Below are 14,793 nucleotides of genomic sequence, written 5' to 3'. Positions count from 1 at the left end.
TTGTGTCTTATTGTATGCAGGCAAAATTAGAAAAAATCTTTGGATATGACTGATATTAAGGATTAAGATTAGAACTTAACATCTCTTGAGTTAGCTTTTGTTTTGAGGTGAAATCTAAAGAATATAAAATCTTGATTTCATCTGCCGTTGAAATAGCTCCGAAAAATGCGGTTGGAGCTTCAATTTTAAAATCAGACATGTTTAGATCAATATGTCCCGTTAGGTTCAGTTTCTTTTCTCCTAAGAAATTACCATTTATTGGCAATTTCACATCTCTTGATTGACCTGAAATAACGAGGGTTCCAATAGCAAAGGCATTAAAACTCGTTGTTTTATGATTTCTAATTGTAATTTTCTTTAATAAGAAACTTATGAAAGGGAATTCAGGCAATTTAAGAGCTTTGTGAGCCTTTTTCTCCATAGTGCTTTCCTGACTTTTTAATCTGGTTCCTTCAATTTTAAACTGAATATCTTTAAGGTCTTTAATCGAGTTGTTCGGAATCTCATAGTCTGAAACCTTGGCCTGGAATTCTACATGCATCTCCCAATCATGAATATTAGAGGTTCCAAATACACGTATAGAGCTTGATTCAGGTATAAGTTGAATACTGTTTTGAGCCGTAATAGAATTGCTGATTAGAAAGAATATAAAGATTAAAATATGTAGATGTCTTAAACGCATAAGAAGAGTTGCTAGAAATAATGAATGAAGAATTTTCCAATTTAAGCATTATTTTTTTCTTGTAAGTCATAACGCTCATTGTGGCTTGAGTCCAAAAAAATCCCCTATTTGATTTTTACATCAAATAGAGGATAATGATACGTTGTTTTGATACTTTATTTATTTCTAAAATCATTCATTCTTTCAACTTCAAGGCCTTTGTGTTTACCTATCACTTTAATAAAATCTAATATTTCTCTATTAAAACGGTAGGCAAGAAGTTGCAGTTTTAAAGGGAACAAACTATCATCTTGTTTTGTGAAAAGGAAGTAATTGGGTTTGTATTCTATCAATTTTATTTCATCCCAAAAAATGGTTTGTTCTTTACTAAATACACCTTTTTTCATACTAATTCGTTCCTCATCGATAAGTATAAAAGCTTTTCCAAAGATTTTAACAAATGGAGCACCTATCCCTTCGAGGATAAATAAAATTCCTAATAAAAATAGAGCTATTAGATATACCCAGTCAAAGGCGTCAAAGTCCTCTTTAATATAGATTTTGATACCAATCCAGAGTCCTATAAGTACAAGAGTTAAAATGCCTACGATCGTTTTAGTAGTGGATTTCTGAACTAATAAATTTTTTTCAAATTTCATATTACTTCTATTTTTGTATTTGAAGATAATGATAATTATTTACATGTGTGTTTTTGAAGAATAATATTCTATATCTTAATGGCATAATTTGTATTATGACGTAAATTTATTGTTATTACGCTTAGGTTTAATCATCTAAAGTTCGCCAAAGATCCAGATAGATCGGAAGGTGATCACTAAAACCACCATGATATTTATAACCAATATAAGTTCTAAAAGGTCGTTTACCTTTATATGAATTATCTGTTTCTAGTAGATAAGCAGGAGCAAAGATGTGCATGTTTTTAGGCTGAGTTTGTAAAATACCATTTGCATTCATCAAGGCACCTGAAACAATAAATTGGTCTAACATTCCCCAAACACCTTGATATTTGTAAGAAGCAATGGCGTTATTATTATCTAGAAACGAGGCTAAATTATATAGATCATTGTTCTTAAATTCCTTTTTGGGTTCAATAGCATTTAACGCTTTAGAAAGTGATTTATTGTTAGGATAGTCGTTGAAATCGCCCATGATGATGATTTTGGCTTTCGAACACTGGTAGAATATTGAATCGACCTTGCTTCTGAGGAGTCTAGCAGCTGCTATTCTTTTATATTCTGATTCCAATTGTCCTCCCCATCTTGAAGGCCAGTGATTAACAAAAAGATGTAGCGTGTCGTCGGTATGTGTCGTTCCTTTCACATATAATATCTCCCGAGTTGTGGAGAGATCAGAACTATCATATATTAACTTTAGAAATGTAGTGTCGATGGGAAAGAAGCGATCGGATTGATAAAAGAGAGCAACATCAATACCTCTATGATCAGGAGATTCTCTATGGATAATTTTATACTTGGCTTTTTTTAAGGGTGTGGCGTATAAAATTCCATTTAAAGTTTTTTTGTTTTCAACTTCGCATAATCCAATAATTTCGGGTAGTTCCCAACCACCAGCGGCCATAATGACTTTAGCAATTTTTGAACATTTGTCTTGATATTTCTTCCAAGTCCAATGTTTTTGACCTTGAGGTAGGAATTCGGCATCATTTTTTAAGCTATCATCTTTAGTGTCGAAAAGATTTTCAACATTGTAAAAGAGAATCCGATAATCTGAGCGTAACTCGTTAACTTCCTTTTCAGATTTTGATTGGGAAAAGGAGTTAAGTGTGGAAAGTAAAACCAATAAAAAACAGAAAATATTTTTCATGGTAACTACAATTAAATAATGTTATTCGTTCACTTCAATATATTCAAAGCTCCCAATATCTGGAGCAGTGTCAGAGAGTCGCGAATTACCATTGTAATCTAACGGGTAGAATTCGGCAATATCAAGTTTAGCATTATCAATGAGTGGTGAATTAACGCTTAAGTTATAATTGTGCTCATTTTTATTAACAAATTCAGGATCAGTATTGAAAATACAGTTCTCAAATATATTAGAAAAATCATTTTGCTTTTCTTCACTTAGCCTGATTAATGTGTTTGTAATTTCAACTGTACCAGCTTGATTTATTTCTATTTCATCAGACATGGTTCCCCAAATAATACTATTGTGGAGATTTAATTCTTTTCCCGAGTTATCATTTGCTAAATAGCTGAAAACAGGCTTGGTTCTTGAGGAAAGTTGCCAGTAGTTGATGAAATTACAATGTGAAAAATCAAAATCACCTTCTCCTTCGAGGAGAACTGTTTGTTCCCCACAATTTGATACAATAACATCATGCATCTTAAGATTGAAGTTGTCTGTTTTAATGCCAGTCGTGGTGAAGTTTAAAAATTTAGAGTATTCAATTTCGAGCTTGTTATTATTCGTCTCTGATTGAGCACTAATGCCTTTTATGGCATTTTCTAGATGAAGATGAGAAATGAAGTTGTCTTTGCTCTCAGGATAAAAATAAAGGCCTTCCCATTGTCCAGGGACATCATCGTACAGTTCTTCTCGACGATGTGAGCCGAAAAACACGATATTCTCGAAACTTCCATTGATATTTAAATTGCCATGGATGTGTAAACCTGCATCTTTCTGAAAATAAACCTTTGTTCCAGCCTGAATTTTCAAGTTCTGATTTTGATTCAAGTATAAGTCTTCATCAATAAAATAGGGTCTGTTTTTTGTCCATACCTGTGTTTGGATTTCATTGTTTTGAAAGCGAACGACATCTTGAGCCCAGCTTTTAAGAAGGAACCTTTGAACCTTCGAATTGAATTCAAATTGAATATAGTCTTCAATTAAGCGAGGAGAATCTTGATTACTGTCTTTCACACTTAATTCAACAAAAATATAAAGGCTATCCTTTGCAGGAATGTAGACTTGTTTGGCACTATTCCCAACGACTCCATTAATATTTAATCGATATGCTTCATCATCATTTACAAGATTAATTTCATCAAGATAGATGGCTTTTGACGATTGATTATAAACCTTCACTTGTTTTGTTGTAGAAGGAAGCCCAGAAAAGATGGTGTCGAAAGTTAGACTGTCTAATGAAAAGCTTAACTTAAAATTGGGATCGCGATTATACTCTTCATTATCATCACAAGCGGAAATGAGGAGTATAAGTGATAGTATTATTAATGAGAGAATAGTGGACTTCATTCAATAGTAGTTTAAACGGAAAATAATTTTCTAGAAGAACATAAATTCTTTAGTTTTCTTTTGTCTAATTTTTCGACGTGTTTTAGTAGCTTCGTTTCTATTTCGTCTCATTAAGTCACGAATCATTGATTTAGGAACATCTAGATTAAGTCCAAAAGTAATTTCATGAGTTCCGTTACTATTGTTGGCGAGTAGATTATTTGAATAATAATCGTAAGAATAGCCTAAATAATATTTTGCAAAATTCACACCTAGCATTCCTACAATTTGGTCATTACTTCTGTAGGATACGGCAAGCCACAAACTTCTAACGTATATTTTTGCTGTAATGTCTATGTAGTTTTGAGAATCAATCGTTCTTCGAACAATAGCTGAGGGTTCAAATGCAACCTGATTGTTGATATTGAAGGTATATCCCGCAGTAAAGTAATAATGTCTCAGCATAATATCATTGTTGAAACCAGCATCGCCCATTTTTACTGAAGATTCAAATAGATGAGCAATTGAAAAACCTACAAAATAGGAGTTGTTATAAAGGTAAACTCCAAAATTTGCATCAGGAATATAAGATACAATATCACCACCCGTGTAGAGTGGATCTCCAACAGGAATATAATCACCATCGAATTTGTATTGGTAGAAAACACCACCTAAACCGAAGGATAGGCGAGTTCCTATTTTTCCAAAATATTGACGGTTGAACTCCAGGTGATATGCATAGGATAATTCTATACCAGTACGGGAAATAGCTCCATAATTATCATTGAAAACATAAGCACCCATCCCCAAGCCTCTTTGTGTATTTCTTTGAGCAAGTGGATTCCCGACTGCATCACAGGCTGAAGATCTTTCTCCAAAGTTGCGGTGAATACTCAAGGCTTGTGTTTCTGGAGCATCTTCAATACCTGCCCATTGTTTACGTATAGTTAAACGCACAGGAGTGTATATTCGAGTTCCAGCCATGGCTGGATTGAATAAAAATCCATTCTCGACATATTGACTATACAAAGGCAGTTGTTGAGCCTTTGCAGAAATCTGTAATGCAAATATGAATATTAGAGTTGTAATAAAATTTCTCATATAGTATCTTAGAGGCCTATGGGTCGATTAGTTTAATTTAACGTGCAATGGTTACTGAACCTGTTAAGGGTTTTGAATCATCAGCTTCAATGGCATAATAATAGGAACCAATAGGCAAATCTGAATTATTAGTTTTACCTGTCCAAGGATTCCCCTTGTATTCATTCCCTGTACCCGTGAATTGATAAACACTTGCCCCTAGTCGGTCATAAATAACAATTGTAAGTCTTTGAATATATTCAATTCGTAATATATCCCAATAATCATTATAACCATCTTGGTTAGGTGTAAACGCTTTAGGTATTTCAATTAATCTATCGTATAAATATTCTAAATTAATAATAGTATCTGTTGCACATGAATTAACATCACTTAGTGTTAATCTGTATTTTCCTCTATCAAGATCAGTAATTTCTAAATCAGATTCATTTAGAAGAGACCACATGTCAGAACCCGTTTCAATTTCCCAGCTTATTTTATAATCAGGAATACCTCCAAATGCTTTTGAGAATATTGCTCCATCATTAGCCCCCTCAACAGTTGGCCTATTAGCTTCAACTCTTAGCAATAATTCTTCCGGTTCTTCAATTACGACACTTGCTGTATCCTGACAATCATTCTCATCTGTTACGAGTAATTCGTACTTCTTAGGACGTAAATTACTAATATTTTGTGTCGTTTCACCATTTGACCAGCTAAATTTGTATGGAACAGTTCCACCGCTAACTGCTGCAGAAGCTTCTCCATCATTCTGAGCATAACAAATCACATCGTTAAAGATATTAATTTCTGCAATAAGTGTATCAGGCTGAGTTAAATTGACTGTGTTTGTAAATTCACAATCTTCATTGTCGATGACAGTATAGGTATAAGTTCCAAATTTTAAATTGTAAATATTCTGGGTTACCGAACCCGTATTCCAGCTTACAGTATATGGTGTAGCACCTGAAATAACTTCCAATTCAACATTCCCATTCTCATCACCATAGCATAACGGCTCTTTTATAGTGTGATTTCCAGCAAATAATTCAGGTTCTGTCACTTCAAAAGTATATTCTTCAGACGTACAAGCTTGGGAATCTGTAACAGTTACGCTATATGTTCCTGGACTTAAAGCACCCTGATCTTCTTTATCTACACGACTAGGATCTATTCCGATCCATGCGTAAGTATAATTAGGAGTACCTCCTTTTGGATAAATATTGATATAACCATCAGTAAGGCCATAACAAGAGATTTGATCTATTCCATATTCAACTTCTACCAGATCAGGTTCCTTTACTTCTTGATAGAACTTGATGATTTCCGTCGTTACATTATCAGTTACTGTTAAAATATAGTTTCCTGCTGTAAGATTTTCGATTTTAAGTGGAGCATCTTCGTTTGAATAGTAGTTATCTGCTTCCCATGATAAGGTGTAATCACCACTACCATCTTCTACAATAACTTCAATAGATCCTTCGGTCCCACCATAACAAATCGGTGTTGTTTTTGCAATAAGTGATACGACCATTTTTTCAGGCTCGAATATCCTGGTTTCAGTAATATCTCTACAGCCATTGGCATCAAGTACCTCAATAATATAAACACCTTGTTCAAGAATATCTACAAAGAATGTACCTGTTGTATTATTGAAATCTTTCTTAGAATATTCATTTGGACCAGAGATAAAGATGGTGTAAGGCAGAGTACCTCCAGTTGCAGTAGTCGTAATTGTCCCATCACGTAAACCAATATCTGTAATATCAGTATGTTCTTGCGTAATTGAAACAGCATCAGGTTCGTTTATCGTTAATGAACTGGAGACGATACAACCTCTGGCATCAGTTACCTGATAGTCGTAATCTCCTTTTGCTAAATCGTAGATCTTATCTGCATGTGAGTAAAGACCTCTATCACCTTCCCAAAGGATTGAATAGGGTTGGGTTCCACCAGAAATATCAAGTTGAGCACTACCATTAGGTTCATTGAAACAAGCAACATTAGTTAAGCTAGAAATCGCATTCAATGGTGTTGGCTCAAGAATAATAGTTTGATCAGTTGCAGTTTGTCCTGCCGATTGAACTGTTAGGTTATATGTTCCCGCAACTAAGGCAGAAATTGATTTGGTATTTGCCGTAAAGCCAGAAGGGCCAGTCCAGGAATAAGAGTATGTTCCATTTCCACCAATAGCGGTAGCGTTTAGAGCACCATCGCTATAAGCTGTACAAGAGATGTCTTCCTGGTCAATAATCTGGGCAACCAGAAGATCACCTTCTGGGAGCATAATATCTTTTACGATATTTCCGCAAGCACTCTCGTCGGTAATTGTAACGGTGTAAAGTCCGCCGACCAAGTTTTCAAATAGAGCTTCGTCCTCATCGAAGAATGTTGGACTGAAGCTTGAATATCCATTTGGTCCTGTTACGTTATAAGTATATGGAATAGATCCTCCCAGAATTTCTAATCGGAAGCTACCATCATTGGCTCCAACCGTACTAACTTCTTCTTCAAGAACAAGACCCAGCTGCAGAGGAGAACTTTTTATAAGGCTAACAACTCCCTCAAAAGTACATTCTTTTTTATCCTTAAGTAGAAGGGTGTAATCACCAAAATCTAAACCTATATTATTTTTAGTGTATGATCTGAAATCGTTAGGACCAGACCAAACAAAATTATAATCGTTGTTACCACCGTAAGGAACGATATTGATAATACCATCCTTTAGGTTATTACAAGTTGGAGATATATTATCCGAGACAACAAAGCCCATTTCTATAGGTTCATTAATAATGATATCTCTTTGTTTGATACAGTCATTATTATCAGTTACTTGTAACGTATATGTGTTGGCTGGTAAATCGGTAAATTGTCCAGTTGTATTTGTTGTTGGTGTTGTTGTGTTTATAGTGTATTCGTAAGGTGAAGTTCCTTTATCAGCTTCAACAAATAGTTCACCAGTGTTTTCGCCAAAACAATTTGCATCGCTTATGGTAAGCTTATCTATGACGATAGCTTCGGGTTCTACAAGTTCAAATATTTCAGAGTAAACACAATTATTAGCATCGGTAATTTCAATGGTATAATTTGCTCCTTCAACATCAGTAAGAGTAGGATTACTAGAGTTGAATCCCTTATCTGAGGTCCAGTTGTATGTGTAAGGTATTACACCACCATTAACTTGAGGATCAATATTACCTTTTAAACCAAAACATTTTATATTTGATGAATCAAAATTGAATGTAATTTCATCAGGAGATATGATTTCAACACTTTCTTCGTCCGAAATACAATCGTTACCATCTTGAACGTGAACTAAATATTCATCTGCTGATAGTCCCGTAATATTCGCTGACTCAAGATTACCATCCAGATAGTAGGTTAAAGCTCCAGTTCCACCTTTAGCATGAATAGAAATTTCACCAATAGGGTCATTGAAGCACTTCAGATCTATTTTTGAAATACTGTCGATGAACATTTCATAGCCATTAAATACGTCTACAGAACTTGTTTGATCACAACCTTTATCATCCTTAACCTGAACGGAATATTTGCCAGGAGTAAGACCTGAAGCAAAACTTTCACCCGTCATAATATTTGTTGAAGCTGGAATGTCATTATCATCTATATCTGTCCAGAAGAAAGAGTAAGGTGCATTTCCATTTTGAGCTACAGCCCTGACAAAACCATCTTCGTTACCATAACATTGTACATTGGTTGTCGTGAATTCAATAACGATATTTGAAGTTGTATTCATTACTACTTCAATAGTGGAATAAAGTCTACAATCACCACTTGGATCGTTATAGTTCAACTCAACTCTGAAGAATCCTGATTTGTTAACAGCAATCGTTGCTGATGTTTCTCCAGATTCGTCTATAAAAGGAGCGATTCCATCTAAACTATATGCCCATTGGAATGTTGTTCTATCATTAATCGGGAAATAAGTTACGTGATCGAGTGTTGCTGTACTACTACACCATTCTTCACGTACCGGTAAAACATCTTTAAATGAAGGTGGTTCTTCATCATTATCGTCTTCTACTGACTCTAACCAACCCACGGTACTGTTATCAACATTAATGAAATTACCAATAACTCTATGTGGTATGTTTGCATCAATCATTTCAATATGCTCTAACGAAGCATGATAAATAGTTAGCGGTTTGGTAGAATTAATAAAAGCCTGTTGCCCATCGTCACTTGATTTTAAGTGAACATATGAACAGTTAACACCTTCCATAATTAATTCATTGGTGAGGTTGATTGTTCTACCTGCTTGAATTAAGTTCTCACCATACCCTAAAGTAAACTCTAGGTTTGAAATGGTATGATCGCCGAATATTTGACCTTGTTGACGGAATATGATGGTTTTAAACTCACCTTTACCCGTTTCAACACCATCTCTATTGATTTCGATTCTACCATATTCATCAAATATAGCATCACCAAATAGAACATCATCTGGGCTTATGCAATAGATACCCCCTTTTTTAGGAAAGTATAATTCTGAATTGACTGCAGTAAATTCAAGAGGAGAACCAAGAAAGATCATACTCCACGATTGATATTTTTCTGCATTAACTGTTACTATAGAACCTGATATGTCTAGTTTTCTGTTTGCTGTAACTGTTGCATTTAATGAAGAAAAACTAGAAATAGACATTTGATTTCCCTGAGTATCAAGAGAACCATTATCTAAGAATAGATCTCCTGTTGTCGTTAAAGCATTTTGTAGAATCCAGGATTGATCATCTCCATCGAAGTTAATATTACCATCCAAAGATTTTCCTGCAAAGTCAATTGGCTTATCTGCGATTAATCCATCACCTTTGAATTTTAAATCACCTGACATTTCTAAAGTCATGTTCTCACTAAAATCGAGTAGACCATGAACTTCTAATGGATTTTGAACTTTGAAAATTGATGATGGATCTACATCGTCGGTCCAAGTAATATTGTGACAACTCGCATCGGAATTGACTAGAACAGTTTTGCTTCCTAGGAACGAATTAGAATCGAAAAAAACATTATCGAGTGCTGTAGGAATACAACCTTCTGATAAGCCTCCTGAAGTTTTACTCCAGTTCAGATAATTAGACCACTCGTCATTTAATCCATTACCAACCCAGTATAAATCAACGGCTGTAATTAAGTTGACTGTCCAATTTGAATTAGTAGGAGGAGGTGTATTATTTGCAATATAAGTGACAGCAGATCCGACTCCATTAATATCTGTTAGTATAATAAAATCTGCATCGACACTTGTTGTTATTTCAAGATCGGCTTGGTTGCCATTTTTACTTCCTCTGATATCTATTGGGAAATTACATGATCCAATGGCTGTGAATTCTTCAATTGGGAATGTGATGTTTGATTCGAACTTGAAAGTATTCGGTTTTGTTCCCTTATTAAGAGTTAGCTTTCCAATATCAAATGTTACATCACCCACTGTACCGTTTAATTCACCACCTTCTTCAAATGTTAAATCGTTGATGCGTGTTAACAGGTTTTCTGATTTTAAAATCCCTTCATTATTAAAATGAATCGCATTGAAAGTGGCATTACTTGTAAATTGACCACCTATAAAGAATGCTTTTTCACTCTCTATTATAAATTCACTACCGTCTGCTAAAAGAGTTAAGGTTTGTGCATTAAAAATACCTGCAGCATCAATTTTCACAGAAAACCCGACTTCGTAACCAAGTATCAATAGGTTTGAATTCCTAATATCTAATGTTCTTATTCTACCAGTTGTAGTTAGATCTGAAGATTCAAAATAGTTACATGATATATCGAAACCTGCTGATATGAAATGACCATTGTTTAAAAAGAAATTTTCATCTACATTCAAATCGTTAGCTAGCGTCCATTCGCCATCTACACCATCGAAAATGATATCTTTAGGGAAATTAAAGTTATGAAGAACTAGGGTATTAGCTTTTTCTGTTGATCGGAAATAAAAATCAACATCTGGTAAGTCGATAGTCAGGTTTTCATTTAGTATAAATGATCCATAAATATAAACACTAGAAATATCTACAAGTCCCATTTGGAAGATAGGGGAAGTTCCTTCTGAGCCTCTCCAGTCCATTGTTCTACAACGAATATCTCCTGATCCAGTAGATACAGTTTGATTGTTGCCTGTAAATGAATTAATATCAAAATAAACATTATCAAGTGCAGTAGGAACGCAAGCTCCAGGAGCTCCACCTGAACTTGTTGCCCAATGATTTGGATCATCCCAATTCCCAGGTCCATCAATCCAATATAAGTCTCTACTTGTTGGTAAGTCGGCGAAATTCCAACCGACATTATTTCCAAGATCAATGGAGTTATTTGCAGTAAATGTACCACCAGTTGCATAAATGTCTAAAAGGTTGACTTGAGTAACATTTATAGCATTGCTATTCTTGCTATTAAAAGTTGTCTCTGCACCAGCAGATAAACTGGAAATGTCAATTGTTCCTTCACAGGCCCCAACGGCTGTTAAATCACCAATATTAAAGATTTGTCCATCGGTGAATTTATAGGTTTTACCTTGATTCAAGATTAAACTCTCCACATCGAATCCTTCGTAAAGAAAGTTAGCATTCGATTTAATATCGACTTGATTGAAAGAAACATCTTTCCCTCTTATAGAAAATAGAGCCGTACCTGTTGCCTTATCAAAGGTGATGTTATGAAAGTCTACGGCTTTAGTACCATTAGTAACCTCCACTCTACCATTTTCATTCACTATTATTTCAGATGTTCCTGCATCAAATGTTAGACTTTCAGGAGTAAGAAAAATATCATCTACGTTTAGAATAGATGCTCCAAGTTGTAAATTTCTAGGATCGCTAAAATTTGAACGAAACTCTATACAAGTTATTTCAAAATTATTAGAAATGAGAGTACCTCGTCTCAACTCTATATTCCCTAAGGTTTCAAAGTTTCCGTCAATATTCCATGTGCCAGCTAACCAAGTACCGTCTTCTTGAATTTTCCCTTCAAAGATGATGTTATTTGATGGTGTTACTTGATCAAACTTAAGATTGACAATGTTTTCAGACTTGAAATAGATGTCACCAGTATGTGTGTATGAGCCTGATGGGAGTGATGTGAAATCAAGATTCCCGTAAACACAAAGGTCACTTCCACCATTCAAAAATAAGGTGTTAGCATTTGACCATGTCATGTTATTACATTCAGGTAATCGTGTTCCGTCAATAGTAATTATTTTGCTACCAGTTGGTCCAATATTTACTGCATCAAAGAACACGTTATCAATACGTGTAGGTACACAGCCTATGTCCCAGTTGTTCGGATTAAACCAATCTGCATCATCTGTTCCAATCCAGACGAAATCTTCAGCAAGAGTCTTTTCTGCGATATTCCATCCATCGTAGTTTTGAATACCAAAAGAAACTTGAGCATCTAATCCATTAGGTATAGGGACTGTAACGCCTCCTACAACTTCTAGATCAGTGATTTGAACGTAAATGATTCTGTTAGAGTTAACGTCAGATCTTATGTAAGAAATACCTCCATTACCTTGAAGGTAGATAAATTCAGAACATGTTCCTTCTGCAATAAAACCATTTGCAGTTGTAATTTTCTGTTCGCTACCAGCTCCAAATAGATATGTTTTACCTGCAGATAGATTGAATATATCGTAATTGTGATCTCCAGATATATTAGCGCCTGCAAGGAAATGAACCTCTCTAAAACTAATAATATCACCTTCATTAGTCAGGTTCGCTTTCTCTCTATTGTCTATAAAATGAACCTTGTTGTAAGTTACAGAACCGCTAAGATTATTGTGAAAACCTGCCGTTTGTGCGATTAATTCAATAGTATAATTAGTTTCAGGAATATTGAATGAGTTTCCTTCAGCATCCCATGTTTTAAGATAATTACCGTTGAGCCTAAGAATTGATGTGCCAAGATTCAGCGTTCTAAGAATATCGCCAATTGATACAAAACGATTTAATGTTATGTCGTTGTCATTCGAGTTGATTTGACCTGATTCTAAATATAGGGTGTTGTCAGGAATTTGAAGTGCTGTGGCCAATTGCCAGGTTCCCATTCCTGAGAAATAAACATCTGCATTAAAGGGCTTGTTTATTGAAATACTATGAGCAGCATCTCCTTCAAAATGTGTCGTTCCTAACAAGTCCCATGTTGCACTGCCGGCATTTAACGAACCGAAAATACTAAGTTTGGCTGAACCAGATAAAATGACGTTATCAGAAAGGACAAGGGTTTTACACTCGGCATCAACATCTATCACGACGTTGAACATTCCAGCAATGGTAGCGTCGTCAATACGTGAAGGAACACAGTTTAAATTCCAGTTTTCCGGAGTACTCCAATTCGTATCAGTTCCACCAACCCAGCTATAACTTTGAGGAAGGGGAGCTGTGAAATTCCATCCCGAATTACCTCCAAGATCGAAAGAATCAACAGCATCGAAAGCAGCTGTTCCTGATGCAATAATATTTGTGACTTTTAGATGTTCTAATAAAGTTGAATTTGCATTGATATTTCCACTTCCTCCAAAACCTGAAATATTGATATGCTGACTACAACTACCTTCTGCAGTCCATTGACCAAGAATAGTCTGATTTGGTCCAGCATGGATTTGATAATCATTTCCTTTTGTGAAAATTAAGTTTTGGAACCTATTAGGTCCCTGAAGGCTACCATCAGCCAGAAATTCAACTGTATTAAAGTTGACTGATAATGTTTCGTTTATAATGCTAGCTCCATTTTCCTGGAACTCGATGTTGTATAAGTTTAGTGCAGCACTTCCAGATATAGCTATGCTTGCGCCGATACCATTGGCAATCACGTTTGAATTTCCCGGATTTAAATTAAGGTTGTCGGCATTTATCATTAAAACTGAGGCGCCTGACCCAGTAAGATTGATTGTTGAGTTATTTAATGTCCATGTTCGGGATATAGGATTATCAGCAATGATTTGAGCACATGTAATGTCGGCTTCAAAGCTTAAATTTCCTTGCTTAAAATAGATGATATGATTTTGAACATGAAGAGGGGTTTTGATGATCCATCCACCATTCTTTGTGAAATGAATATCTTCATTGAAGGTATGACCAGCAAAATCTATTTCGTTATTTAGGCTTGATGCACTAAAATAGAGTGGTTTTAGTAAATCGAGGAGCATATTAGTTCCTAGCTTTAAACCACCATAAATAGTCAAAAAGTGTGCAGGGTCATTATCTGCTTTAAGAGTTGGCAGATTAGTCACATTCGACCAATCCATATTAGCACATTTAGCAACATCGTTGATTACGACCTCAGCATCAGCAACTGGAAACGAGTTTTCATCAAAGAATACGTTGTCACTGAAATTTGGGACTGCAGCATCAGGATTAACTTGTCCACCAGGCTGATCACTCCAGTGTTGAATTTCATTCCAGTTTCCTGAGCCTCCAATCCAATAAAAATCTTTGGCTTTAACAGCACCTGAAATGGATACTAGGATAATAATATAAATTAAACTGATTGCTTTCGTATTCATAGCTAAATTCTATAAAATGCGTATTATTTAATCAATATAAAATTGAGAGTAGATTCCTGTTTCCAAAAAATGAAAAGAGAAATAGCCATATATCATGTAAAAATAAGGTATTTAATTGTAAAAAGCATCAAAATCGTGACTAATGGAAATTATTACAGATAGCCTATCAGTGTTCTAGTTAACATATGTGGGGAGTTTAGGTTTATTGGATGAGCTCCAATTGCGTATTCACGATTAAAATAATAAAATATTGTTAAATAATCATATTTATTATCGATTTATTATTCAATTAGATAGAGTGTTTGTT

6 protein-coding genes are annotated in these 14,793 nt (G+C 34.9%); all 6 read right to left on the bottom strand.

The genetic code is table 11. The features are described from left to right. Nucleotides 1-55 precede the first annotated feature (55 nt). Nucleotides 56-682: a YceI family protein gene (locus ACXR6G_RS13305; protein WP_458361926.1), complete on the bottom strand. Its 627-nt coding sequence runs from the start codon at nucleotides 680-682 to the stop codon at nucleotides 56-58. 155 nt (nucleotides 683-837) lie between these two features. Next, nucleotides 838-1,320 (bottom strand): hypothetical protein, encoded by a 483-nt coding sequence (locus ACXR6G_RS13300; RefSeq protein ID WP_458361925.1) that lies wholly within the window; start codon nucleotides 1,318-1,320, stop codon nucleotides 838-840. Nucleotides 1,321-1,447: 127 nt separating this feature from the next. After that, nucleotides 1,448-2,509 carry an endonuclease/exonuclease/phosphatase family protein gene (locus ACXR6G_RS13295; protein ID WP_458361924.1) on the bottom strand — a complete coding sequence of 354 codons (1,062 nt, stop codon included), beginning with the start codon at nucleotides 2,507-2,509 and terminating at the stop codon, nucleotides 1,448-1,450. 21 nt (nucleotides 2,510-2,530) lie between these two features. Next, the gene (locus tag ACXR6G_RS13290; RefSeq protein WP_458361923.1) at nucleotides 2,531-3,898 is read right to left on the bottom strand and encodes a hypothetical protein; all 1,368 of its coding nucleotides are present in this window, start codon (nucleotides 3,896-3,898) and stop codon (nucleotides 2,531-2,533) included. 30 nt (nucleotides 3,899-3,928) lie between these two features. Further along, nucleotides 3,929-4,978, bottom strand: coding sequence for a PorP/SprF family type IX secretion system membrane protein (locus tag ACXR6G_RS13285; protein WP_458361922.1), 1,050 nt, complete (start codon nucleotides 4,976-4,978; stop codon nucleotides 3,929-3,931). Nucleotides 4,979-5,015: 37 nt separating this feature from the next. After that, nucleotides 5,016-14,486 carry a T9SS type B sorting domain-containing protein gene (locus ACXR6G_RS13280; RefSeq protein ID WP_458361921.1) on the bottom strand — a complete coding sequence of 3,157 codons (9,471 nt, stop codon included), beginning with the start codon at nucleotides 14,484-14,486 and terminating at the stop codon, nucleotides 5,016-5,018. Between the last annotated feature and the right edge of the window lie 307 nt (nucleotides 14,487-14,793).

Source organism: Ancylomarina sp. YFZ004 (assembly GCF_054254355.1).
The sequence above is the reverse complement of the archived record's forward strand: the minus strand, read 5'-3'. Positions and strand labels throughout refer to the sequence as shown.

Excerpts from the sequence above, each read along its gene's own strand:
- ACXR6G_RS13295 (WP_458361924.1), bottom strand. The coding sequence starts at position 2,509 with ATGAAAAATATTTTCTGTTTTTTATTGGTTTTACTTTCCACACTTAAC.
- ACXR6G_RS13305 (WP_458361926.1), bottom strand. The coding sequence starts at position 682 with ATGCGTTTAAGACATCTACATATTTTAATCTTTATATTCTTTCTAATC.
- ACXR6G_RS13285 (WP_458361922.1), bottom strand. The coding sequence starts at position 4,978 with ATGAGAAATTTTATTACAACTCTAATATTCATATTTGCATTACAGATT.
- ACXR6G_RS13290 (WP_458361923.1), bottom strand. The coding sequence starts at position 3,898 with ATGAAGTCCACTATTCTCTCATTAATAATACTATCACTTATACTCCTC.
- ACXR6G_RS13300 (WP_458361925.1), bottom strand. The coding sequence starts at position 1,320 with ATGAAATTTGAAAAAAATTTATTAGTTCAGAAATCCACTACTAAAACG.
- ACXR6G_RS13280 (WP_458361921.1), bottom strand. The coding sequence starts at position 14,486 with ATGAATACGAAAGCAATCAGTTTAATTTATATTATTATCCTAGTATCC.